We start from the raw sequence: 23879 nt of genomic DNA on the forward strand, positions 1-23879 counted from the left end.
GCCTGCATCCACGTGCCGCCACCGCCGCCCAACCAGCTGGTGCTGGTGCGCTTTCCCAAGGGCTTGAAGCTGGACGACATCTACACGCCGCTGTGGGTGACCGGCACCCTGAAGATCGAAAAGGTCAGCAATGACCTGGCCGATGCCGCCTACGCCCTGGAGGCGGCGAAGGTGCGGGTGGTCAAGGAGTCGGATCTCTGAATCGGCGCTGCTGAATTGGCCATTGGAACCGGGCCTTTTAACCGGCGCTATTGAACTGGCTCTTGGAATCGGGCCTTTGAGCCGGCGCTGTTGAACTGGCTCTTGGAATCGGACCTCTGAACCGGCGCTGCTGAATTGGCCATTGGAACCGGACCTCTGAACCGGCGCTGTTGAACTGGCACTTGGAGTCGGGCCTTTGAGCCGGCGCTGTTGAACTGGCTCTTGGAATCGGACCTTTGAACCGGCGCTGCTGAATTGGCCATTGGAACCGGACCTCTGAACCGGCGCTGTTGAACTGGCTCTTGGAATCGGACCTCTGAACCGGCGCTGTTGAACTGGCTCTTGGAATCGGGCCTCTGAACCGGCGCTGTTGAACTGGCCCTTGGAACCGGACCTCTGAACCGGCGCTGCTGAACCGGGCCCTTGGAACCGGACCTCTGAACCGGCGCTACTGAACTGGCCCTCGGAGTCAGGCCCCTGAACTGTAGGAGCCGGCTTGCCGGCGAAGGCGGCCCTGAGGGCGCAGACGCACTTGAGGGCCTCTTCGCCGGCAAGCCGGCTCCTACAAACAATGTGGGGTCAGAGGGGGGCGCTGCTGATGCTCAGGCTCAGGGTGTGGCTGGCACCGGGGGCCAGGGTGACGATGTCGTCCATCACGTTGGCGGTTTCGATGCACAGCATGCGCTGCCAGCCGTCGTCGGCCATGTCGCTGAAGGCCGCGGCGCGGTCGATCCAGGGGTTCCAGATCACGGCGGTGCGCGAGCCTGCGCTGGTCAGGCGAATTCGCCGTTGCCAGTCCGGGTCGACGATCTCCAACTGCTCTGGAACATCCAGGTAGATGCGGTCGGTTTCCCCGGTGAAGTGCAGGTCGCCGTTCTGGACCTTGGTCTTCCAGTCTTCCAGGGTCTCGATGTAGTTCAGCCCGTCCACGCCTTCGACATGCACCTTGCGCACATCACTGACCGCGAAGTAGCTGTGCAGCGCCTGGCTGATGCTGACGCTTTCAGTGCCCAGGTTGTGGCTGCTGAGGCTGATGTGCAGTTGCTGGTCGAGACGGATGCTCAGGCTTGGCTCCACTTGATGGGGCCAGCCGGGAAAGCCGCCTTCGGGGCAGGGCAGGCGCAGGCGCACCAGCAAGCTGTCGCCTTCACTCTCGATGCCTTGCAGTTCCCAGTCGGTGGCCCGCACCAGGCCGTGGGCCGGTGCCGGCTCGGCGCTTTGGCGCATGGCCTGCACGGCTTGCGGGTTGCGGGCGAAGTTGCCGAACCAGGGCCAGCACACCGGCACCCCGGCGCGGATGCTCTTGCCGCGCTTGAACACGGCCTCGTCGTTGAGCCAGATCAGCGGCTGTTGCCCGGCCACTTGATAACTGAGGATGTGCGCGCCCTGCTGGGCTACCAGCAGCTCGGCGTCACCGTGGCGGATGCGCCAGCAGTTCAGCTCATCGAGTTTCACTGTTTCAACGTGGGGCGTAGGCATGCTGCTGATCTCGTTCGCAAGGTTTGGGCTGTTATGGACCGCATAACAGCCTCCAGGTTTAACGCGCGCGGGGCGGAACCGAACGGGTGCGGCCGCTGCCGTCGATGGCGACGAACACGAATACCGCCTCGGTGACCTTGCGCCATTCGCTGGAGAGCGGGTCGTCGCTCCACACTTCCACCATCATCTGGATCGAGCTGCGGCCGATCTCCAGGGTCTGGGTATAGAAGGACAGCTGCGCGCCCACCGCCACCGGCACCAGGAAGGCCATGCGATCGATGGCCACCGTGGCCACCCGGCCACCGGCGACGCGGCTGGCCATGGCGGTGCCTGCCAGGTCCATCTGCGCTACCAGCCAGCCACCAAAGATATCGCCAAAACCGTTGGTTTCACGGGGCAGGGCGGTGATTTGCAGGGCCAGGTCGCCTTGCGGGATTGGATCTTCTTGTTCGAGCTCTATCATGCCGGGGGGCCTCTGACCCGTGACGCTTCATGGGTACTTCAGGTGAATAGCCGTCTTCAGGAAAAACGATTCAGCCCGAACATACTACGTTCGTCACGTTCTTTCTAAGGCGTGCTAAAGGGAAACTCTGCGAAATCGACTGGCGCTGGCCAGGGCCAGGGGCGCGCAGCAGCGTTTTCGCACAGCAACCCTTGCCAGGAGCGGCTTTGCGCTCCGAGGTCTGCGAGTATATCGGTCGATAGACTCCGCGACGACCCGTCCAGTTCGCAAATTTGTGAGTCATTTGTGCGCCGCTGTGTACGCATTCGAACAATTTGCTATCGTGCCGAACCTGCCAGGCCCTAGCCAGCGCTGTTGCGGCTTGCAGAACCGACTAATAAGAGAAGCCCTTGCCATGACCACTGTGCCCTCCAGCGCCGCGCAGCCAGCGCAGCCCGCCCGTCCCTTGACTCGTAGTGACTACAAGACCCTTTCGCTGTCTGCCCTGGGCGGTGCGCTGGAGTTCTACGACTTCATCATTTTCGTGTTCTTTGCCACCGTGGTCGGCAAGCTGTTCTTCCCGGCGGACATGCCCGAGTGGCTGCGCCTGATGCAGACTTTCGGCATCTTCGCCGCCGGCTACCTGGCGCGGCCCCTGGGCGGGATCGTCATGGCCCACTTCGGCGACCTGCTGGGGCGCAAGAAGATGTTCACCCTGAGCATCTTCATGATGGCGGTGCCGACCCTGATCATGGGCCTGTTGCCCACCTACGCGCAGATCGGCCTGTGGGCGCCGATCCTGTTGCTGCTGATGCGGGTGATCCAGGGCGCGGCCATCGGCGGTGAGGTCCCCGGGGCCTGGGTGTTCGTTTCCGAACACGTGCCCCAGCGGCACATCGGCTATGCCTGCGGCACCCTGACCTCGGGCCTGACCGCCGGGATTCTCCTGGGCTCGCTGGTGGCCACCGCGATCAACAGTCTCTACACCCCGGAAGAGGTGGCGGCGTACGCCTGGCGTATCCCGTTCCTGATGGGGGGTGTGTTCGGCCTGTTCTCGGTGTACCTGCGTCGCCTGCTCCACGAAACCCCGGTATTCGCCGAGCTGCAACAGCGCAAGGCCCTGGCCGAAGAGCTGCCGCTGCGGGCGGTGCTGCGCGATCACCGCGGCGCCATCGTGATTTCCATGCTGCTGACCTGGCTGCTGTCTGCCGGGATCATCGTGGTGATCCTGATGACCCCCACCGTGTTGCAGACCGTGTACAAATTCCCCGCCATCACCGCCCTGGAAGCCAACAGCCTGGCCATCGTCTTCCTCAGCCTGGGCTGCGTGGCCTCCGGCGCCCTGGCGGACCGTTTCGGCGCCGGCAAGGTGTTCGTGTTCGGCAGCGCCCTGCTGCTGGCCACTTCCTGGACCTTCTATCACGGCCTTTTGGACAACCCGCAGTGGCTGTTCCCGCTGTATGCCCTGACTGGCCTGTTCGTCGGCACCATCGGCGCGGTGCCCTATGTGATGGTCAAGGCGTTCCCGGCGGTGGTGCGCTTCAGTGGCCTGTCGTTTTCCTACAACCTGGCCTACGCGATCTTCGGTGGCCTGACGCCGATGGTGGTCACCTGGCTGCTCAAGGAAAGCCCCATGGGCCCGGCCTATTATGTTGCAATTATTTGCGGCATCGGCCTGCTGGTGGGCCTGTACCTCTGGGCCAAGGGCCGCTGAGTTCCCCGCCAAGCCCATTTCCCGCGCTTATTAAAGAAAGGCCAGCTTCCGTTCAGGAATGCTGGCCTTTCATCTAATTGTCATATTCCAGACATAGAGTGTTCACACGGCCTACAGATACTTGGCCCCGACTTAACACCCCCTATCTGCTAGGAGTAAGGCATGAAACTGAAGCGTTTGATGGCGGCAATGACCTTTGTCGCCGCTGGCGTTGCGACTGCCCACGCGGTTGCCGCTGTTGACCCTGCTATCCCGAGCTACACCAAGACCACTGGTGTGTCGGGCAACCTGTCCAGCGTCGGTTCCGATACCTTGGCGAACCTGATGACCCTGTGGGCCGAGAACTACAAAAAGGAATACCCGAACGTCAACATCCAGATTCAGGCCGCTGGCTCCGCCACCGCGCCACCCGCGCTGACCGAAGGCACCTCCAACCTGGGCCCGATGAGCCGCAAGATGAAGGACACCGAACTGGCGGCTTTCGAGCAGAAGTACGGCTACAAGCCAACCGCTATCCCGGTGGCCGTGGACGCCCTGGCGGTGTTCGTGCACAAGGACAACCCGATCCAGCACCTGACCATGGAACAGGTCGATGCGATCTTCTCCTCGACGCGTCTGTGCGGCGCCAAGGAAGAAGTGAAGACCTGGGGTGACCTGGGCGTGAAAGGCGACCTGGCCAACAAGCCAGTGCAGCTGTTCGGTCGCAACTCGGTATCCGGCACCTACGGCTACTTCAAGGAAGAAGCCCTGTGCAAAGGCGACTACAAGCCTAACGTCAACGAGCAGCCAGGTTCGGCTTCCGTGGTGCAGTCCATCAGCTCCTCGCTGAACGGTATCGGCTACTCGGGCATCGGTTACAAGACCGCCAGCGTGAAGACCGTGGCCCTGGCCAAGAAAGGCAGCAGCGACTTCATCGAAGACACCGAAGAAAACGCCCTGAACGGCAAGTACCCGCTGTCGCGCTTCCTCTACGTTTACGTCAACAAGGCCCCGAACAAGCCTCTGGCCCCGCTGGAAGCCGAGTTCGTGAAGCTGGTCCTGTCCAAGCAAGGCCAGGAAGTGGTTGTGAAAGACGGCTACATCCCACTGCCAGCCAAGGTTGCCGCCAAGGCCCTGGCTGACCTGGGTCTGAAAGAAGGCGCATAAGCCGCCGCAGAAGGGTCCGGCTCCCCGGACCCTTCCTCGTAGGAGCTGGCTTGCCAGCGAAAGCGCCCCAAAGGGCACTCAGGCTCAAGGCCCTGTTCGCCGGCAAGCCGGCTCCTACAACCTCATTTTCTGTCCGCTGCCAGCTCTGCTACGCGGCGGATTTGCTGCGTCACTGCATTGTCATCTTTCTGTCATACAGGATCGCTAGGGTGTGCGCATGAATGATCTGGCCAATTCCACCATGACTACGACTTCTCCCCCTAAGCGCATTGATTTCAATACGCCTGAACTGCAACGCAAGCGCCGCATCCGCGCGCTGAAAGACCGTCTGACTCGCTGGTACGTCCTGGTAGGCGGCCTTGCCGTGCTGGGCGCGATCACCCTGATTTTCTTCTTCCTCGCCTACGTGGTCGCGCCCCTGTTCCAGGGTGCCGATCTGACCGCCAAGGACCCCTTGACCCCGGCCTGGATGCAGGACGCCGGCAAGCCGCTGATGTTCTCCCTGGAAGAGCAGAACCAGGTCGGCATGCGCGTCTCCGACAAGGGCCAGGCGCTGTTCTTCGACATCGACAGCGGCGCCGAGCTGCGCAAGGTCGACCTGCCGATCCCGGCGGGTGCCAGCGTCACCTCCATCGGCAAGGACCAGCCCGGCAACCCGCTGGTGGTGGTCGGCCTGTCCAACGGTCAGGCCCTGGTGTTCCGTCACACCTACAAGGTCAGCTACCCGGACGGCAAGAAGACCATCTCGCCGGCCATCGAATACCCCTACGGCGAAGCCCCGATCACCCTGAACGAACAGGGCGGCGCGCTGGAGCACGTCAACCTCAACGCCACTGATTCGTCGCTGGTCCTGGCCGGCTCCAATGGCTCGCAGCTGCACGTGTTGAAGCTGACCCGCGAAGAAAACATGATGACCGGTGAAGTCACCAGCGAGCAGAGCCGCATCGAGCTGCCGCAGATGACCGAGCCGGTCAAGGCGATGTACATCGATCCGCGCCAGCAATGGCTGTATGTGATCAACGGGCGCGCCCAGGCCGACGTGTTCAGCCTGCGGGACAAGAGCCTCAACGGGCGCTACAAACTGCTGGAAGACGCCGATACCGAAGTCACCGCCAGCACCCAGCTGGTGGGCGGCATCTCGCTGATCATCGGTACCTCCAAGGGCGGCCTGGCCCAGTGGTTCATGGCCCGCGACCCGGATGGTGAGCTGCGCCTGAAGCAGATCCGCACCTTCCAGATGGGCACCGCGCCGATCGTTGAAATCACCGCCGAAGAGCGCCGCAAGGGCTTCGTTGCCCTGGACGCCGCCGGCAAGCTCGGGGTGTTCCACAGCACCGCCCACCGCACCCTGCTGGTGGACCAGGTGGTGGACGGCCAAGGCATTTTCGGCCTGTCGCCACGGGCCAACCGGGTAATCGTCGAGGCTGGCGGCAAGCTGCAACCGCTGCTGCTGGACAACCCGCACCCGGAAGTCTCCTGGAGCGCGCTGTGGAGCAAGGTCTGGTACGAGAACTACGACGAGCCTAAGTACGTCTGGCAATCCACCGCGGCCAACACCGATTTCGAACCCAAGCTGAGCCTCTCGCCCCTGACCTTCGGCACCCTGAAGGCGGCGTTCTACGCCATGCTGCTGGCAGCGCCGCTGGCGGTGGCCGCGGCGATCTACACCGCCTACTTCATGGCCCCGGGCATGCGCCGCAAGGTCAAGCCGGTGATCGAGCTGATGGAAGCGATGCCGACGGTGATCCTCGGTTTCTTCGCCGGTCTGTTCCTCGCGCCTTATGTCGAAGGCCACCTGCCGGGCATCTTCAGCCTGCTGATCCTGCTGCCGGTGGGCATCCTGGTGGCCGGTTTTGCCTGGAGCCGCCTGCCCGAGTCCCTGCGCCTGCGGGTGCCGGACGGCTGGGAAAGCGCGATTCTGATCCCGGTGATCATCTTCGTCGGCTTCCTCTCGCTGTACATGAGCCCGTTCATGGAGAACTGGTTCTTCGGCGGCGACATGCGCATGTGGATCTCCCACGACCTGGGCATCACCTACGACCAGCGCAACGCCCTGGTGGTTGGCCTGGCCATGGGTTTTGCGGTGATCCCGAACATCTACTCGATCGCCGAAGACGCCGTGTTCAGCGTACCGCGCGGCCTGACCCTGGGCTCCCTGGCCCTGGGCGCCACGCCGTGGCAGACCATGACCCGAGTGGTGATCCTCACCGCCAGCCCGGGGATCTTCTCGGCGCTGATGATCGGCATGGGCCGCGCCGTGGGCGAGACCATGATCGTACTGATGGCCACCGGCAACACCCCGGTCATGGAGATGAACCTGTTCGAAGGTCTGCGCACCCTGGCTGCCAACGTCGCGGTGGAAATGCCCGAGTCGGAGGTCGGCGGCAGCCACTACCGCGTGCTGTTCCTCTCGGCGCTGGTGCTGCTGTTGTTCACCTTCGTCATGAACACCCTCGCCGAGCTGATTCGTCAGCGTCTGCGCAAGAAATATTCGTCGCTTTAACAAAGGTAGAAGTCTGTGAAACAGAACTCCCTAAACGGCTGGTTCAAAAGCGGCGCCCCCGGCGTCTGGATCAGCGGTGGCGCGGTGTCCATCGCGGTCATCATGACCATCGGCCTGCTGGCCGTGATCGCTGTGCGCGGCCTTGGCCACTTCTGGCCGGCGGACCTGGTGCATGCCAACTACGACGTGCCGGGCCAGGCCAACCATCTGGTTATCGGTGAAGTGGTGCAGAAGGAAGAAGTGCCCCGCGCCCGGTTGAAGAGCGCCGGCTTGCCGGTGCCCGACCAGGGCCCGGAGTTCATGACTCGGGAGCTGATCAAGGTCGGCAACCGTGACCTGAACGGCAACGACTTCACGTGGATCGTCGGCGAGTGGCTGACCAACCAGAGCTACCCCAAGGAACTGATGGCCATCGAGCGCCGTGAGTGGGGCAACTTCTACGGCTACCTGGTCAACGTCAAGGAAAACGGCAAGGTCGTCGCCGAGGGCGAGGCTGCCTGGCCCGAATTGCAGGCGCGGATCGAACGGGTGAACAAGCTGGCGGCCCAGCTCAAGAGCCTGGAGAAATCCGACATCGGTGCAATCAACGCCGGCCTGGAGCGCATCCGCCTGCACGGTCGCAAGCTGGAACTGGACGGCAAGTTGGACGCTGCGGCGCAAGCCGACATGGACTCTGGGCGCGCCGAACTCAATGCCCGCTATCAGGACGTCGAGGCACGCCTGAGCGACCTGCACGCCCAGTTCAACCGCGACAGCCTGACCGCCCGCGATGCCAACGGCAAGGAAGTGGAGATCGGCCTGGGCAAGGTGGTTCACGCCTACCAGCCGAATGCCATGGGCACCTTCACCAAGATCGGTTTCTACTTCAGCAAGGTCTGGGAATTCCTCAGCGACGACCCACGAGAAGCCAACACTGAAGGCGGGATTTTCCCGGCCATCTTCGGCACCGTGATGATGACCCTGATCATGGCCATGATCGTCACCCCGTTTGGCGTGCTGGCGGCGGTGTACCTGCGTGAATACGCCAAGCAGAACGCCCTGACCCGGGTGATCCGCATCGCCGTGAACAACCTGGCGGGGGTTCCGGCCATCGTCTACGGCGTGTTCGGCCTGGGCTTCTTCGTCTATGTGCTGGGTGGTTCGGTGGACCGTCTGTTCTTCCCCGAAGCCCTGCCGGCGCCGACCTTCGGCACCCCAGGCCTGCTCTGGGCCTCCCTGACCCTGGCGCTGCTGGCGGTGCCGGTGGTGATCGTGGCCACCGAGGAAGGCCTGGCGCGGATTCCCCGTACCGTGCGCGAGGGCTCCCTGGCCCTGGGCGCGACCAAGGCCGAGACCCTGTGGAAGATCGTGCTGCCCATGGCCAGCCCGGCGATGATGACCGGCATGATCCTCGCGGTGGCCCGCGCCGCCGGTGAAGTGGCGCCGCTGATGCTGGTGGGCGTGGTGAAACTGGCCCCGTCGCTGCCGCTGGACGGCAACTACCCGTACCTGCACCTGGACCAGAAGATCATGCACCTGGGCTTCCACATCTACGACGTCGGCTTCCAGAGCCCCAACGTCGAGGCCGCGCGGCCGCTGGTGTACGCCACCGCGCTGCTGCTGGTACTGGTGATTGCGACGCTCAACCTGTCGGCGGTGTGGATCCGTAACCACCTGCGGGAAAAATACAAAGCGCTGGACAGCTAACGAAAGCTTTAAGCCACAAGCGGCAAGCTCCAAGCAGAGTGCCGCTTTGCCCTAACTTGCGGCTTGCAGCTAGAAGCTTGCAGCTACGAACGGAGTGAGACCATGCAACACGAAACCCACACTCATGGCATCAACATGTCCGCCCTGGGCCGCGACAAGCAGAGCCTGAGCCTGGAGCAGGAAACCGTGGCCATCGAAGTGCCCGGCCTGAGCCTGTTCTACGGTGAGAAACAAGCGCTGTTCGACGTCAGCATGAACATCCCCAAGCAGCGCGTGACCGCCTTCATCGGCCCGTCCGGCTGCGGCAAGTCGACCCTGCTGCGGACCTTCAACCGCATGAACGACCTGGTGGACGGCTGCCGTGTGGAAGGCGCCATCAACCTCTACGGCAGCAACATCTACCGCAAGGGCGAGGACGTGGCCGAGCTGCGTCGCCGGGTCGGCATGGTGTTCCAGAAGCCCAACCCGTTCCCCAAGACCATCTATGAAAACGTGGTCTACGGTCTGCGCATCCAGGGCATCAACAAGAAGCGCGTGCTCGACGAGGCCGTGGAATGGGCGCTCAAGGGCGCGGCGCTGTGGGATGAAGTCAAGGACCGCCTGCATGACTCGGCCCTGGGCCTGTCCGGCGGTCAGCAACAGCGTCTGGTGATTGCCCGGACCATCGCCGTGGAACCTGAGGTGCTGCTGCTGGATGAACCCTGCTCGGCCCTGGACCCGATCTCGACCCTGAAGGTCGAAGAGCTGATCTACGAACTGAAATCCAAGTTCACCATCGTCATCGTCACCCACAACATGCAACAGGCTGCCCGGGTGTCCGACTACACGGCGTTCATGTACATGGGCAAACTGGTGGAGTTCGGCGATACCGATACCCTGTTCACCAACCCGGCCAAGAAGCAGACCGAAGACTACATCACCGGCCGCTATGGCTAGAAAGCAGCTGCAAGCCGCAAGCTTCAAGCGGCAAGTGAGAGCGGTTCAGGGTAACGACATAGATAGCTTGCAGCTTGTAGCTTGCAGCTCACAGCTTTTGCGGAGCAAACCATGATATCGAAGGAAGGTTTAACCCATCACATTTCCGCTCAGTTCAACGCCGAGCTTGAGGAAGTGCGCAGCCACCTGCTGGCCATGGGCGGATTGGTGGAGAAACAGGTCAATGACGCGGTCACCGCGCTGATCGAGGCCGACTCCGGGCTGGCCCAGCAGGTGCGCGAGATCGATGACCAGATCAACCAGATGGAGCGCAACATCGACGAGGAATGCCTGCGCATTCTCGCCCGTCGTCAGCCGGCGGCGTCCGACCTGCGGTTGATCATCAGCATCTCCAAGTCGGTGATCGACCTGGAGCGTATCGGCGACGAAGCCACCAAGATCGCCCGCCGGGCCATCCAGCTCTGTGAAGAGGGCGAGGCACCGCGCGGCTACGTGGAAGTGCGGCATATTGGCGATCAGGTGCGCAACATGGTGCGTGACGCCCTGGACGCTTTTGCCCGCTTCGATGCCGACCTGGCACTTTCCGTGGCCCAGTACGACAAGATCATCGACCGCGAATACAAGACTGCACTGCGTGAGCTGGCCACCTACATGATGGAAGACCCACGCTCTATCTCGCGGGTTCTGAGCATTATCTGGGTGCTGCGCTCGTTGGAGCGGATCGGCGACCACGCGCGCAATATTTCCGAGCTGGTGATTTACCTGGTGCGCGGCACCGACGTGCGCCATCTGGGGCTCAAGCGCATGAAGGAAGAAGTTGAAGGCACAAGTGGCGAATCCGCTAATGTTCCGGATCAAGCTGACGATAAGTAAGAGTGCCCGAGAAGAGCGCCCGGCCTTTTGGCCGGGCGTTTTTGTTTGTGCTCCTCGAATTCGAAAAGCAGCACCCGCGAACGAAAAGTCCCGGCGTGACTGAAGAGTTTTGGCAAAGTGCCATCAGCCAGCGTTATGCTTGCCGGGATTTTTAAAGGGGTGGTCGATGAGTAAGGTAAGTGTGTTGGTGGTGGATGACGCTTCGTTCATTCGTGACCTGGTGAAGAAGTGCCTGCGCAACTACTTCCCTGGCATCAAGATCGAAGACGCAATCAATGGCAAGAAGGCCCAGGCGATGCTGGCCCGGGAAGCGTTCGACCTGGTCCTGTGCGACTGGGAAATGCCGGAAATGTCCGGCCTCGAACTGCTGACTTGGTGCCGCGGGCAAGAGGCCCTGAAAACCATGCCGTTCGTCATGGTCACCAGCCGGGGCGACAAGGAAAACGTGGTGCAGGCGATCCAGGCCGGGGTGTCCGGTTATGTCAGCAAGCCCTTCACCAACGAGCAGCTGCTGACCAAGGTCAAGCAGGCGCTGAACAAGGTCGGCAAGCTCGACACCCTGATGAACAGCGCGCCGACCAAGATGAATTCGGCCTTCGGCAATGACTCCCTCAATGCCCTGACCGGCGGCAAGGCAACGGTGGTCGGCACCCCGCCCGCCGCCAACCCGTTTGCCAAGCCGGCAGCGGCTCCAGCCCCGGCCCCCAGCGCCGCGGCTCCGGCCCGTGGCCTGCTCAACAGCCCACCGGTCAAGGCAGCGGCTCCTGCAGCGGCCGCCGGTGGCGGTCGTGGCCAGGGCCAACTGCGCCTGTCGAGTGGCAATCAGCAGTGCGTGATCAAGGCCTTGAGCATCAAGGAGGCGCTGTTGGTGGTCAAACGCAGCGAGAACCTGCCGCAGGTGCTGGAGAGCGCGGTGCTGGACCTGGAGCAGGGCGACAACGCCGAAGTGGCACGGTTGAACGGCTACCTGCATGCGGTGGTGGCCTTCGAGCCCAAGCCCGACAGCGAGTGGCTGCAACTGACGTTCCGCTTTGTCGATCAGGATGCGCAGAAACTGGACTACATCTCGCGGCTGATCGCTCGCGGCACGGCGCAGAAGCACTTCGTTCCAGGGGCCTGAGGCTTTCCTTGCCCTGATGGCTGAACCGGAGCCTGGGGCGTGCAAGAGTGCTTGGTCGCTGCGCAGGGGCGCGGCTTGGAAGTGGTCCCTGTCATGCCAGGGGCCATCAGGCCGATCTAGGCCGTTGGCGCTCGGGCCATCCGGTCCCCTCAAGGCCCTGGGTCATGGCACGCTTGCCAAGGTGTGCCGTGAATCATTGCTCCATTGGCCGTGACCAGAATCCACCCCGGCAGGCCCTGGGTCCTGCCGATCACCCTGAACGCTACGCGCCGACTTGCCGATCAATGCGAGTGCCCATGAGGGTGCGGCCGGAAACCTGCTGAAAACACTTTCCTGCCGGCCGCCCTGGCGCAGAAATGAGCGCGGTCAGCGGCGCATTGCCCAAGCCCCGCAGCGCTCGACGGACAAGCGCTAGCAAGGACCGGAAGCCGCCAGCGGCAAGGTCTTGGGCGCAGCGCCCGGCTGTTGGCGCCGTACGTCCGATTGATTTCCTTAGGCTTGCTTTATATCTATTTAGATATAAATTGCAGGGGGTGCTTCACCTCATTCATCACCTTCGGCCACGCCTTGAAACAACCCGGCGCGGTTTGTCTGGACGGTCTTGATTAGCCTTCCTCCTGGTCAGTCACAGGAGAAGTTCAATGCCAAGGCACAAGGATGTGGTGTTTGTCGGGAGCGCGCTCCGGGATCTCAGGGCGTTCCCCCTGGAGGCTCGCAGGGCGGCAGGTTATCAACTGGATCTGTTGCAGCAGGGCGAGCAGCCCTATGACTGCCGATCAGTGAAAACCATCGGGCCGGGGGTATTCGAGATCCGCATCAATGAGGACTCAGGGGCGTTTCGGGTGTTTTATGTGGTCAGGCGAGCGGCGGCGATCTATGTGCTGCATGCGGTGCGCAAGACTACCCGCAAGACCGAAGCGCGGGATATCGAGCTGGCTCGCGCCAGATTTCAGGAAACAGGTTCACACCATGACTGACTCACTCGTGACACAGCGGTTCGCCAGTGTCTGGGATGCCCTTGAGGCGACCCCCCAGGAAGCCGCCAACATGCGCCTGCGGGCCAGGCTGATGCTGGAACTGGGCAAGACCGTGCAGGCCTGGGGCGTCTCGCAGAAGGAAGCGGCCAAGCGCCTCAATATCACTCAGCCGCGGCTCAACGATGTGCTTAGCGGTAAGATCAACAAGTTTTCCCTCGACGCGCTGGTCAACCTGTCCGAAGCCGCCCACCTGGGACTGGAGATCAGCTTTGAAGGGCCAGGTCCGGAACCCCTGGCGCCGGCCTGATTCATACAAGCTCCATATCAGGCTGTTAGCTTGCTTTCACCCCCTGCCAAGAAGCTACTGAATGTTTGTGCGCCTGCTGTTTTTCTGTGGACTGTCATTGGTCGCCACCTCGCTGGCGGCCATGACTATCTACAAGTCCACCGACGCCAACGGTGTGGTGTCCTACAGCGACCGGCCTTCGCCGGGAGCGCGGGAGTTCGTGTTCCGCGATCGCATGGTCGAGCACCTGGAGCGCCAGGTGCGCCTGGATATCCAGAAGGGCAGGGGTGTGGACAGCGTCTATGTGCGCAATGACCTGTATGCGCCGGTGGAGATCGAGCTGGGCTTTGCCGGGCTGAACAATGTCAGCGGTGCGCCTGGGCAGCCGATCCGCCGGGTTCTGCCGGCCCGCAGCAGACTGCGCCTGGCGCTGCTCACGGCGACCCGCGGCGATCAGCCCTTCAGCTATGCCCCCAGGTTCCGTTATTCCCTGGGCGACCCTGCAGGGGCCGCCCAGGCCTATCGCTATCCGCTGCCCTGGCGTGGTGGGCCGTTCCGCCTGACTCAGGGTGCCAATGGCCAGTACAGCCATTTCAGCCCCAAGAGCCGTTATGCCATGGATATCGCCATGCCTGAGGGCACGCCGATCATCGCCGCTCGAAGCGGCACCGTGGTGAAGACTGAAAACGCCCAGAGCGGGCGAGGCAACAACCCGGCGGGCAACTTTGTCCGGGTGCTGCACGAGGACGGCACCATGGGCGTGTACCTGCACCTCAAGCAAGGGTCGGTGAGCGTGCGTGAGGGGCAGCGAGTGGTGGTGGGCAGTGCCCTGGGGTTGTCGGGCAATACGGGCAACAGCAGCGGGCCGCACCTGCATTTTGTGGTGCAGCGCAATACCGGGCTGGGGTTAGTGTCGATCCCGTATCAGTTCAATCAGCCGGTGGGCAGCCTGCCGAACTTCGCCTTGGGCAAGCAGTGAACAGGAGCGGGTGTCGAGGCCTGCTGACGGGGATCGGGACTCTGGCAGGGTTGCTGCCCGCCGCCGCGTCGCCAGCCGCGAGCGGCGCGTAGCGCGGTTTTCAGGCCGGGCCAGGCGCCGTGGGCTGCATCAGCGGGGTTGCACGGCTTTGCCGGCAGGGGGCGCTCGGGGCGGCTGCCGGCAGGGTGTGTTCAGTCGAGCATCAGGACCTTGGCCAGGATGATCTTCGGCCCCTTCATCTTCTTGATGATGATGCGCAGGCCTTCGACTTCCAGCACCTCTTCCTCTTCCGGCACCCGTTTCAGGGTCTCGTAGACCAGGCCGGCGAGGGTTTCGGCCTCGATATGGTCCAGGTCGATGCCCAGCAGGCGTTCGACCTTGAACAGCGGCGTGTCACCACGCACCAGCAGCTTGCCGGGCTGGTAGGCGAGGATGCCGCGCTCGGTCTTGCGGTGTTCGTCCTGGATGTCACCCACCAGCACTTCCAGCACGTCTTCCATGGTCAGGTAGCCGATCACCTTGCCGTCGGCTTCTTCCACCAGGGCGAAGTGCGAACCGCCCTTGCGGAACTGCTCCAGCAACTGCGACAGCGGCAGGTGGCGCGAGACGCGCTCCAGCGGACGGGTCAGCTCGGCCAGGTTGAACGACTCGGGAATGTGATCCAGGGCCGCCAGTTCCAGCAGCAGGTCCTTGATGTGCAGCAAGCCGACGAATTCGTTGCGCTCGCTGTCGTAGACCGGGTAGCGGCTGAACTTGTGGCGACGGAACAGGGCGAGGATCTCCTTGAGCGGCGCGTTGTATTCGACGCTGATCAGGTCTTCCCGGGAGTTGGCCCAGTCCACCACTTCCAGCTCGCCCATTTCCACCGCCGAGGCCAGCACGCGCATGCCCTGGTCACTGGGGTCCTGGCCACGGCTGGAGTGCAGGATCAGCTTGAGTTCCTCGCGGCTGTAATGGTGTTCGTGGTGCGGGCCGGGCTCGCCCTGGCCGGCGATGCGCAGGATGGTGTTGGCGCTGGCGTTGAGCAGGTAGATCGCCGGGTACATCAGCCAGTAGAACAGGTACAGCGGCACCGCCGTCCACAGCGACAGCAGCTCGGGCTTGCGGATCGCCCAGGACTTGGGCGCCAGCTCGCCGACCACGATGTGCAGATAGGAAATGATGAAGAACGCGGTGAAGAACGACACCCCGCGGATCACTTCCGGAGAGCTCACGCCGATTGCGCCCAAGAGCGGTTCCAGCAGGTGGGCGAAGGCCGGCTCACCGACCCAGCCCAGGCCCAGGGAGGCCAGGGTGATGCCCAGCTGGCAGGCCGAGAGGTAGGCATCGAGCTGGTTATGCACGGTGCGCAGGATCTGCCCGCGCCAGCCGTTCTTGTGGGCGATGGCCTCGACCCGGGTCGAGCGCAGCTTGACCATGGCGAACTCGGCGGCAACGAAAAAGCCGTTGAGCAATACCAGGATCAGAGCAAAAAGAATCATGCCGAAGTCGGCGAACAGAGACGCGAGGGTAAAACCAGGGGAAGGGTCCATGATGGAGTTTTGCGGGTTCCGTGTGTTCGAAAAAGAAGGAAATGCAGTGCCTGAAAGGCAGGCACAAGTCACGCAATGTAGCGGCTGACAGGGCGATTGCCTAGGGGTTGTCGACGTTTACGGCCTGTTGCCAGACCTCCGCAACCCCGTGCAGAGCGCTGTCAGCGCTGGTCGGTGAGGCTGCTGGCGCGGTTTTTTTTCACCTGGGCCGGTGCGAAATGGCAGGTGAAGGTACTGCCGTGGCCCAGCACGCTGCTGATCTCCAGGCGGGCCCGGTGGCGCAGCAGCACGTGCTTGACGATGGCCAGGCCCAGGCCGGTGCCGCCGGTGTTGGAGTTGCGGCTGGAGTCCACCCGGTAGAAGCGTTCGGTGAGGCGCGGCAGGTGCTTGTTGTCGATGCCGATCCCCGAGTCCTGCACGCTCAGGTGCGCGCCGTGCTCGTCGCCCCACCAGCGAATGCGGATATTGCCTTCGGCGGGGGTGTATTTCACTGCATTGAACACCAGGTTGGAGAAGGCGCTGCGCAGCTCTGCCTCACTGCCCTTGAGCTGCACCGAGGCGTCGGCTTCCAGGGTGATGTGCTGGTTGCGCTCCCCGGACAGCGCCTGGGCGTCGCTCTTGATCGATTGCAGCAGTGCGTCGATGGGCACCGGCTGGTTGTCCGAGGGGTAGTCGGTGGCCTCCAGCTTGGCCAGCAGCAGAAGGTCGTTAAGCAGGGTCTGCATGCGCCCGCCTTGCTGCTGCATCTGCTGCAGGGCGCGGTTCCAGCGCGGGTTCACTTCCTCGACGTTATCCAGCAGGGTCTCCAGGTAGCCGCAGATCACTGTCAGCGGGGTACGCAGCTCGTGGGACACGTTGGCGATGAAGTCCTTGCGCATCTGCTCCAGCTGGTGGATGCGGGTCACGTCGCGCACCAGCATCAGGTGCTCGTTGTTGCCATAGCGGGTGATGTACAGCTGGATGCGCACGCGGTCGTTGGCCGGGGAGGGGATCTCCAGCGGCTCGGCGTAGCTGTCCTGTTCGAAGTATTCCTTGAAGCGCGGGTGGCGCACCAGGTTGGTCACCGGCTGGCCGCTGTCTTGCGGGGTCTTGAGGCCCAGCAGGGTCTCGGCGGCGCGGTTCCACCATTCCAGGTTGCCATCGCTGTCGAGCATGATCACCGCGTCTTTCAAGGCGGCGGTGGATTCCTGGACCCGATCGATCACCGCCTGCAGGCGCCCACGCACTCGCTGGTCGCGACGTTGCAGGTGATAGATGCTGTCGAACACCTCGCCCCACAGGCCATAGCCGTCGGGTGGGGCCTCATCGGGCTGGTGCAGGCGCAGCCATTCGTGCAGACGCAGCAGTTGCTTGAGGGTCCAGGCCAGGTAGAGACCCAGCCCGGCGGCCAGGCTCCAGCCGTAGTAGCCACTGATCAGGCCCACCAGCAGGCAGGCGGTGACCAACAGCAGCATGTGGCGAATCAGGGTGCCATGCCAGTTTTGATTCACTTTGAGGAGCAGCTCCATGCTGTAAGCCGCAAGCTGCAAGTCCAGAGGCGGTCGGTTATCGATTTGCCGCTTGTGACATACCGCTTGCAGCTGTTGTTAGGCCTTGGTGGAAAAACGATAGCCGGTGCCGCGCACGGTTTGTACCAGATTTTCGTAGGCATCACCCAGGGCCTTGCGCAGCCGGCGGATGTGCACATCCACGGTGCGCTCCTCGACGTACACATTGCCGCCCCAGACCTGGTCCAGCAGCTGGCCGCGGGTGTAGGCGCGTTCCTGGTGGGTCATGAAGAACTGCAGCAGGCGGTATTCGGTCGGGCCCATTTCCGCCGGCTTGCCGTCGATGGTCACCCGGTGGCTGATGGGGTCCAGCAGCAGGCCGCCGACTTCGATCGGTGCTTCGCCATCGGACGGGCCGGCGCGGCGCAGTACGGCCTTGAGGCGGGCCACCAGTTCGCGGGGGGAGAACGGCTTGGTGATGTAGTCGTCGGCGCCGACTTCCAGGCCCTGGATCTTGTTGTCCTCTTCGCCCTTGGCGGTGAGCATGATGATCGGGATGTCCCCGGTCAGCTCGTCGCGCTTGAGGCGCCGGGCCAGCTCGATGCCTGAGGTGCCGGGCAGCATCCAGTCCAGCAGGATCAGGTCCGGCTTGCGATCGACGATGATGGCATGGGCTTGCTGCGAGTTCTCTGCCTCCATGCAGTCATAGCCGGCCATTTCCAACGCAACGGCGATCATTTCGCGAATAGGCGCTTCGTCGTCAACGATCAGAATGCTTCTGCCAACCATGCTTGAACCTCTTGTCATTTAACTGTCTTGCGCCGCATTAGATAACGGAATTATTGCAGTCGTGTGACAGTATTTCAGGTCGCGCAGCGTGCTGCAGCTTCGTCGACTAAGCTTTGAGTCCGATTCCTGACAACCACAAAAGAAGGTTTCCATGACTCTGTTCAAGCAATCTCTGAAAGTTCTGCTGGTGGGTGCCGCCCTGGCCCTGCCGACGTTCGCCCTGGCCGCGGAGCCGGCAATGAGCAAGGACGGCATGCTGGTGGATCACAAGGGCATGACCCTCTACACCTTTGCCAAGGACGCTGATGGCAAGTCCATGTGCAACGACAAGTGTGCGACCAACTGGCCGCCATTGATGGCCGAAGGCAGCGACAAGGCGATGGGCAAGTGGAGCGTGATCAAGCGCGACGACGGCAAGATGCAATGGGCCTATGACGGCAAGCCGCTGTACGGATTCGTGATGGACAAGAAAGCCGGCGACATGACCGGTGAGGGCAAGATGGACGGCGCCTGGAAGGTCGCCAAGTCCGACTGACCTCCGCCTGCCCCGTAGCCGCGGCGCGGCTGCGGGGAACCCTTCACGGAGCCCGGCCTGGCTCAGCGCCCTGTGTAGTCCAGGACCACGCCGATAAAGATCGCCAGCCCCGCCCAGTGGTTGTGCAGGAAAGCCTTGAAGCACTTCAGCCGGTCGCGGTCCCGGGTGTACCAGAACTCCCAGGCGAAACACGCCGCCGCCACTGCCAGCCCCAGGTGGAACCAGCCCCCCAGATTGAACCGCGCCCCGGCCAACAGCAGGCAGCCCAGGGACAGGCCCTGCAGGGTGAGAATGATCACCCGGTCGGCATCGCCGAACAGGATCGCCGTGGACTTGACTCCGATCTTCAGGTCGTCGTCGCGGTCGGTCATGGCGTAGTAGGTGTCGTAGCCCACGGTCCACAGCAGGTTGGCGATGTACAGCAGCCAGGCCGTGGCCGGCAGTTCACCGTTCTGCGCGGTGAAGGTCATCAGGATGCCCCAGGAGTAGGCGGCCCCCAGCACCACCTGCGGGTAGTAGGTGTAGCGCTTCATGAAGGGGTAACAGGCGGCCAGGGCCAGGGCGCCGAACGACAGCCAGACCGTGGTGGCGTTGGTGCACAGCACCAGCAGGAAGGCTGTGCCCATGAGCCCGGCGAACAGTACCAGGGCCTCCTTGGCGCTGACCTTGCCGGTGGCCAGTGGGCGCTGGTCGGTGCGCTTGACCTGGCCGTCGACCTTGCGGTCGGCGAAGTCGTTGATCGCGCAGCCGCCGGCCCGCGTCAGCACTACGCCGAAGGTGAAGATCAGTACGTGGCTGAGGGAAGGTTTGCCCTCGGCGGCGATCCACAGCGCCACCAGGGTTGGCCAGAGCAACAGGTAGATGCCGATCGGCTTGTCCATGCGGGTCAGTTGCAGGAAGTCCCAGGCCCGTGGATGCAGGCGGTTCAGGGATTTGAGCAGGCGCAGGTACATCAGCAGGCCTCCGGTCGGGCATCAATGGCGGTCCATAGGCTGGGCAGGAAGACTTCGGCCACCAGCAGGCTCAGCGGCCCGCGGTCGAAGCGCGAGCGACGGCCCCACAGGCCGCTGGTGCAGACGGCCGCCGGCAGCCACTGCTGTGGATAGCGGCAGACTTCGATGGGGCGGCGGGTAAAGGCTTCGTCGCAGAACAGCAGCTCGCCCAGGGAGCGGCTGCCCAGTTCGTCGATATTCAAGCCGCCATCGAGCAAGGCGCTGCGGGCGGCGACGCTGCGGGCAAACACCCAGGCCTCACCGTGGCCGCGCAGGTAGACCTCGCGAACCCAGCCTTCGCTCTGCTCGGGCAGCCCCAGGGCGGCGCATTCATCGTTGCGCAGAGCCTGCCACCCTTCCACCAGCGGCGTGACGCTGAAGGCGTCGTGGGAAAGCCGGGACAGGCGTCGGGTCAGCGACCCTTCATCGAACAGCCAGTTCGCGACGAGCGTCCCGGGGAAAGGGGACAGACGGTTTTGCGCCAGCCAGCTCGGGGCCGGCGCGGGGGGCATTGAGTGCGGCACAGTGGGTCAGTATTGGCAGCAAATGAGGCGGCGAGCTTAGCATGGCACCGGCTGTTTTGATTGATCCAGGACGTCCGGCGGCACGAACGTGCTTGCATCTGCCGGTACTGATCAGTAAAAAACCCCAGTGCCGGGCGCTGAGCAGCAGGGCTCCCAGAGTCGACCCATCGACCGCCCCACCGGCAAAGCCTGAATTCCCGAGGAAATGCATCAATGAAAAAGTGGCAATGTGTGGTCTGCGGCCTGATTTACAACGAAGCGGAAGGCTGGCCGGACGACGGTATTTTGCCGGGTACCCGTTGGGAAGATGTACCCGAAGACTGGCTGTGCCCGGACTGCGGCGTAGGCAAGATGGATTTCGAGATGATCGAAATCGCTTGATCGAATTTTGTGGATTCAATGACCAATAACAAGGAGCAGGGAATGAGCGCACCGGTAGTGATCGTGGGGACAGGCCTGGCGGGTTACAACCTGGCCCGGGAATTTCGCAAGCTCGACGGCCAGACGCCGCTGTTGCTGATCACCGCCGATGACGGCCGTTCCTACTCCAAGCCGATGCTCTCCACCGGTTTTGGCAAGAACAAGGACGCCGACGGCCTGAGCATGGCCGAGCCCGGCACCATGGCCGAGCAGCTCAATGCCGAGGTGCGCACCCACACCCGCATCAGCGGTATCGACCCGGGGCACAAGCGCCTGTGGATTGGCGAGGAGGCCGTGGCCTACCGCGACCTGATCCTGGCCTGGGGTGCGGAAACCGTGCGCGTGCCAGTGCAGGGCGACGCCAGCGAGCTGGTGTTTCCCATCAACGACCTGGAGGACTACGCGCGCTTTCGGGCTGCGGCGGCCGGCAAGCGCCGGGTGCTGCTGCTGGGGGCCGGCCTGATTGGCTGCGAGTTTGCCAACGACCTGATCCTGGGCGGCTATGAAGTGGACCTGGTTGCACCCTGCGAGCAGGTGATGCCGACCCTGTTGCATCCGGCCGCCGCCGCGGCAGTCCAGGCCGGCCTGGAAAGCCTCGGTGCGCGGTTCCACCTGGGGCCGGTGCTCAACCGCCTGCAGCGCAGCGCCGATGGCCTGGAGGCACACCTGTCCGATGGCCAGGTGATTGCCTGCGACCTGGTGGTCTCGGCCATCGGCCTGCGCCCGCGCATCGATCTGGCCGCCGCCGCGGGGTTGATGGTCAATCGCGGCGTGGTGGTGGACCGCGAGCTGAAGACCTCCCACGCCAACATCTATGCCCTGGGCGATTGCGCCGAGGTGGATGGCCTCAACCTGCTGTACGTGATGCCGCTGATGAGCTGCGCCCGGGCCCTGGCGCAGACCCTGGCCGGCAATCCGACGGCGGTCAGCTACGGGCCGATGCCGATCACCGTGAAGACCCCGGTCTGCCCGCTGGTGGTCTCGCCGCCGCCGCGGGGTGCCGAGGGCGTCTGGAGCACCGAAGGGCAGGGGGCCGACATCAAGGTTCTGTGCCGCGATGCCAGCGGGCAGCTGCTGGGCTACGCCCTGACCGGCGCGGCGGTGATGGAGAAACTGGCCCTGAACAAGGAACTTCCGGCCCTGCTGGCTTAAATACCGGTCGTTCTGTCGGAATAAACCGGTTCTAGCCCTCACAAAGGTCGCGGGGAGACTGGCGCCACTCTCAAGCGCGTGCCATCCTCACACCCGTCTGCCGCAGCGTAGAGCCTGCGGCGCCTTGGGCGCTGTTCCCGTGAACAGCACGGACATAACAACAAAAAACCGTCAAAGAGGCTTCACACTATGCGTAAACCAGAACTCGCCGCAGCCATTGCTGAAAAAGCGGACCTGACCAAAGAGCAGGCCAATCGTGTGCTCAACGCCATTCTCGAAGAAATCACCGGGGCCCTGCATCGCAAGGACAGCGTCACCCTCGTTGGCTTCGGGACCTTCCTGCAGCGTCACCGTGGTGCCCGCACCGGCAAGAACCCGCAAACCGGCGAGCCGGTGAAGATCAAGGCCAGCAACACCGTGGCATTCAAACCGGGCAAGTCGCTGAAAGACAGCGTCAACCCATAAGCATTGAGCGGGCTCCCGTGAGCGGGGGCACGCAGGGGAAAATAGGCACGCCGAGCGCATCGGGTGCCTATTTTTTTGCCTGCCGTTTGCCCGCAGATGTTCTTGCGAAGCCGCTTTGGCGTGGCTAGGATGCGCGATCGTTAGATGTTTGATCCAAAGGCCAAGGATGACCCGCCCCACTGACAGACCCCTTTCATGGGCAGCACTGCTGCACGGTCTGGGACGCTCCGGTACAGCTGCCCTGATAGTGGGCTGCCTGTTCAGCCTTGGCTTGTCCTCGGCCGCTGCCGGCAACGACTCGCGGCTCGAGCAGATCGGCTACCGCGAGGCCCTGGCCTGGTTCCACAGCCAGAAGTACGAGAGTTCCGGCGCCTGGCTTTGCGGCTACTCCCTGGCCCACGAGGACTACAGCGTAGCGCCCAAGGCCCCACGGCTGCTGGTGGAGGTGGACGAGCGCTACCTCTACCTCAAGACCGGCGGCAAGCTGGTGGAGCTCACCGGTGCCGCCCAGAGTCCCCAGCGCAGCGAATACCAGAGTGCCGGTGCCGCTATCCGGGTCACCCTGGACATCCTCAAGCGCAACAATTTCAGCGAATACCAGGAATCCCACGACCGCCAGGTGCTGGCAAAGATCGAGATGAACGATCAGGTCGAAACCCTGACCCTCAAGGGGCAATCATGCGGAACTTGAACCTGGCGGGCCTCGGCTTGCTGATGGGCTGCATCGCTGTACCGGCCCACGCCGACGAACCGGCTCCGGGCCAGGGTTGCTACGGCTACCTCACCGAGATGGTCAGGAGCAGCGATTTTCCCTACCGCGACTTCACCACCCCGGAGCGGCTCAAGCTGCTGATCGACCGCGATGATGGCGAGCAACTGAGCCTGCAGCTGTTCTATGAAACCTCCGGCAGCGGCATCATTGGCTGGGTTCGTTACGACGTGCCAGAGCAGGCGTTGTGGAACGTCAGCATCGATCCCGAAGAGCCCCAGGCGCTCAAGTTCGACCCTCGTTTCGCCCGAGCCTACGCCTCCTGCCTCAAGGCGCGCTGAGCCCTGGCCTGGCGCGTTCGAGCACGTAGCGGCACGCCGGGAAACGCGGCTTTCTTTACACAGAGTTGCCGACAGGTTCCTTGATTGTTGCCGGTCATTGCTTGAAGATTTGCCGCTGTCCGATTTCCCCCTTTTTGCATGGAACGCGAACCTCTTGTCCTCTTACCGCATTCAAGAAGCCAACCTCGATATCCCCGACACCTGGCAGGATCAGAGCATCAACATCTTCAAGCTGCCGGCCGTGGGCGGTGCCCAGGAAGCCAGCTTCGTCATCAGCCGTGACCCGAGCCAGGGCGATGCCCCCTTCGCCGACTATGTGGCCACCCAACTGAGCAGCGCCGAGCAGCAACTGCCGGGCTTCAACCTGCTCAAGCGCTGGGACTTCGACATGCACGGCCACGCCGCGGTACTGCTGGACTACAGCTGGAAACGCGAAGGCCGCGAGCTGATGCTGCGCCAGGTGTTCATCGAGCGTAAGCCGGCGGTGCTGATTACCACCCTGACCACCACGGTCAATGATCTGGTGCACCACGAGCCGGCCTGGAAGCAGGCCATGCAAAGCCTCGTGCCTCAGCCCCCGGTAGCCTGATC

General features: G+C 63.2%; 25 protein-coding genes. 18 read left to right on the forward strand and 7 right to left on the reverse strand.

From position 1 onward, the window contains the following. Positions 1 to 201, forward strand: a 201-nt coding sequence (locus U873_RS0124485) for a DUF3299 domain-containing protein (RefSeq protein WP_025130759.1), incomplete at its 5' end; no start/stop codon positions are given. Positions 202 to 780: 579 nt separating this feature from the next. Here U873_RS0124485 and U873_RS0124490 read toward each other — a convergent pair. Both U873_RS0124490 and U873_RS0124495 read right to left on the reverse strand, forming a co-directional pair. Next, complete coding sequence (locus tag U873_RS0124490) at positions 781 to 1680, reverse strand: D-hexose-6-phosphate mutarotase (RefSeq protein ID WP_025130760.1); 900 nt, start codon at positions 1678 to 1680, stop codon at positions 781 to 783. Between the two features lie 58 nt (positions 1681 to 1738). After that, positions 1739 to 2143 carry an acyl-CoA thioesterase gene (locus tag U873_RS0124495; RefSeq protein WP_003229628.1) on the reverse strand — a complete coding sequence of 135 codons (405 nt, stop codon included), beginning with the start codon at positions 2141 to 2143 and terminating at the stop codon, positions 1739 to 1741. 394 nt (positions 2144 to 2537) lie between these two features. Here U873_RS0124495 and U873_RS0124500 point away from each other — a divergent pair, with 394 nt between their 5' ends. From U873_RS0124500 to U873_RS0124545, 10 genes are all read left to right on the forward strand, one after another. After that, on the forward strand, positions 2538 to 3836 hold the full coding sequence (locus U873_RS0124500; protein WP_025130761.1) for an MFS transporter: 1299 nt from the start codon (positions 2538 to 2540) through the stop codon (positions 3834 to 3836). A 162-nt stretch (positions 3837 to 3998) separates the two neighbouring features. Then, the gene (locus tag U873_RS0124505; protein ID WP_016964962.1) at positions 3999 to 4982 is read left to right on the forward strand and encodes a phosphate ABC transporter substrate-binding protein PstS; all 984 of its coding nucleotides are present in this window, start codon (positions 3999 to 4001) and stop codon (positions 4980 to 4982) included. A gap of 469 nt (positions 4983 to 5451) precedes the next feature. Then, positions 5452 to 7485 carry an ABC transporter permease subunit gene (locus U873_RS0124510; RefSeq protein WP_177330313.1) on the forward strand — a complete coding sequence of 678 codons (2034 nt, stop codon included), beginning with the start codon at positions 5452 to 5454 and terminating at the stop codon, positions 7483 to 7485. Between the two features lie 15 nt (positions 7486 to 7500). After that, positions 7501 to 9171 carry a phosphate ABC transporter permease PstA gene (pstA, locus tag U873_RS0124515; RefSeq protein WP_025130763.1) on the forward strand — a complete coding sequence of 557 codons (1671 nt, stop codon included), beginning with the start codon at positions 7501 to 7503 and terminating at the stop codon, positions 9169 to 9171. Between the two features lie 102 nt (positions 9172 to 9273). Next, positions 9274 to 10107 (forward strand): phosphate ABC transporter ATP-binding protein PstB, encoded by an 834-nt coding sequence (gene pstB / locus U873_RS0124520; RefSeq protein WP_025130764.1) that lies wholly within the window; start codon positions 9274 to 9276, stop codon positions 10105 to 10107. A 111-nt stretch (positions 10108 to 10218) separates the two neighbouring features. Beyond that, positions 10219 to 10980, forward strand: a complete 762-nt coding sequence (gene phoU / locus U873_RS0124525) for a phosphate signaling complex protein PhoU (RefSeq protein WP_025130765.1) — start codon at positions 10219 to 10221, stop codon at positions 10978 to 10980. Positions 10981 to 11146: 166 nt separating this feature from the next. Next, on the forward strand, positions 11147 to 12100 hold the full coding sequence (locus U873_RS0124530) for a response regulator (protein ID WP_025130766.1): 954 nt from the start codon (positions 11147 to 11149) through the stop codon (positions 12098 to 12100). Between the two features lie 641 nt (positions 12101 to 12741). Continuing rightward, positions 12742 to 13077: a type II toxin-antitoxin system RelE/ParE family toxin gene (locus tag U873_RS0124535; protein ID WP_025130767.1), complete on the forward strand. Its 336-nt coding sequence runs from the start codon at positions 12742 to 12744 to the stop codon at positions 13075 to 13077. Then, positions 13070 to 13384 (forward strand): helix-turn-helix domain-containing protein, encoded by a 315-nt coding sequence (locus tag U873_RS0124540; RefSeq protein WP_025130768.1) that lies wholly within the window; start codon positions 13070 to 13072, stop codon positions 13382 to 13384. The genes U873_RS0124535 and U873_RS0124540 overlap by 8 nt, the downstream gene beginning before the upstream one ends. A gap of 61 nt (positions 13385 to 13445) precedes the next feature. Next, on the forward strand, positions 13446 to 14342 hold the full coding sequence (locus tag U873_RS0124545) for a M23 family metallopeptidase (protein WP_025130769.1): 897 nt from the start codon (positions 13446 to 13448) through the stop codon (positions 14340 to 14342). A 191-nt stretch (positions 14343 to 14533) separates the two neighbouring features. On the opposite strand, the gene U873_RS0124550 is transcribed toward U873_RS0124545, so the two are convergent. The 3 genes from U873_RS0124550 to phoB all read right to left on the reverse strand — a co-directional run bounded on the left by U873_RS0124550 (position 14534) and on the right by phoB (position 18150). Further along, the gene (locus tag U873_RS0124550; RefSeq protein ID WP_025130770.1) at positions 14534 to 15874 is read right to left on the reverse strand and encodes a hemolysin family protein; all 1341 of its coding nucleotides are present in this window, start codon (positions 15872 to 15874) and stop codon (positions 14534 to 14536) included. 161 nt (positions 15875 to 16035) lie between these two features. Further along, positions 16036 to 17328, reverse strand: coding sequence for a phosphate regulon sensor histidine kinase PhoR (phoR, locus tag U873_RS0124555; RefSeq protein ID WP_371261350.1), 1293 nt, complete (start codon positions 17326 to 17328; stop codon positions 16036 to 16038). 132 nt (positions 17329 to 17460) lie between these two features. Further along, positions 17461 to 18150: a phosphate regulon transcriptional regulator PhoB gene (gene phoB, locus U873_RS0124560; protein WP_025130772.1), complete on the reverse strand. Its 690-nt coding sequence runs from the start codon at positions 18148 to 18150 to the stop codon at positions 17461 to 17463. A 151-nt stretch (positions 18151 to 18301) separates the two neighbouring features. Here phoB and U873_RS0124565 point away from each other — a divergent pair, with 151 nt between their 5' ends. Further along, positions 18302 to 18685 (forward strand): hypothetical protein, encoded by a 384-nt coding sequence (locus tag U873_RS0124565; RefSeq protein ID WP_025130773.1) that lies wholly within the window; start codon positions 18302 to 18304, stop codon positions 18683 to 18685. Between the two features lie 62 nt (positions 18686 to 18747). Here U873_RS0124565 and ubiA read toward each other — a convergent pair whose 3' ends face one another. Next, positions 18748 to 19638 (reverse strand): 4-hydroxybenzoate octaprenyltransferase, encoded by an 891-nt coding sequence (gene ubiA, locus U873_RS0124570; RefSeq protein WP_025130774.1) that lies wholly within the window; start codon positions 19636 to 19638, stop codon positions 18748 to 18750. Then, positions 19638 to 20201 (reverse strand): chorismate lyase, encoded by a 564-nt coding sequence (locus U873_RS0124575; protein WP_025130775.1) that lies wholly within the window; start codon positions 20199 to 20201, stop codon positions 19638 to 19640. The genes ubiA and U873_RS0124575 overlap by 1 nt, the downstream gene beginning before the upstream one ends. A gap of 213 nt (positions 20202 to 20414) precedes the next feature. Here U873_RS0124575 and U873_RS0124580 point away from each other — a divergent pair, with 213 nt between their 5' ends. The 6 genes from U873_RS0124580 to U873_RS0124605 all read left to right on the forward strand — a co-directional run bounded on the left by U873_RS0124580 (position 20415) and on the right by U873_RS0124605 (position 23877). After that, entirely contained in the window at positions 20415 to 20582 is a 168-nt protein-coding gene (locus U873_RS0124580; RefSeq protein ID WP_025130776.1) for a rubredoxin, read from the forward strand. A gap of 42 nt (positions 20583 to 20624) precedes the next feature. After that, complete coding sequence (locus tag U873_RS0124585; RefSeq protein ID WP_025130777.1) at positions 20625 to 21773, forward strand: NAD(P)/FAD-dependent oxidoreductase; 1149 nt, start codon at positions 20625 to 20627, stop codon at positions 21771 to 21773. A gap of 189 nt (positions 21774 to 21962) precedes the next feature. Then, a complete protein-coding gene (locus U873_RS0124590) occupies positions 21963 to 22238 on the forward strand; it encodes an HU family DNA-binding protein (RefSeq protein ID WP_011064269.1) in 276 nt (91 codons plus the stop codon). A gap of 166 nt (positions 22239 to 22404) precedes the next feature. Further along, entirely contained in the window at positions 22405 to 22929 is a 525-nt protein-coding gene (locus U873_RS0124595; protein WP_025130778.1) for a hypothetical protein, read from the forward strand. Beyond that, positions 22917 to 23288, forward strand: coding sequence for a hypothetical protein (locus tag U873_RS0124600; RefSeq protein WP_025130779.1), 372 nt, complete (start codon positions 22917 to 22919; stop codon positions 23286 to 23288). Before U873_RS0124595 ends, U873_RS0124600 begins: the two co-directional genes overlap by 13 nt. 154 nt (positions 23289 to 23442) lie before the next feature. Continuing rightward, entirely contained in the window at positions 23443 to 23877 is a 435-nt protein-coding gene (locus U873_RS0124605; protein WP_025130780.1) for a DcrB-related protein, read from the forward strand. Positions 23878 to 23879: the final 2 nt, after the last annotated feature.

Source organism: Pseudomonas sp. PH1b (genome assembly GCF_000633395.1).
In the GTDB taxonomy this organism is placed as follows: domain Bacteria; phylum Pseudomonadota; class Gammaproteobacteria; order Pseudomonadales; family Pseudomonadaceae; genus Aquipseudomonas.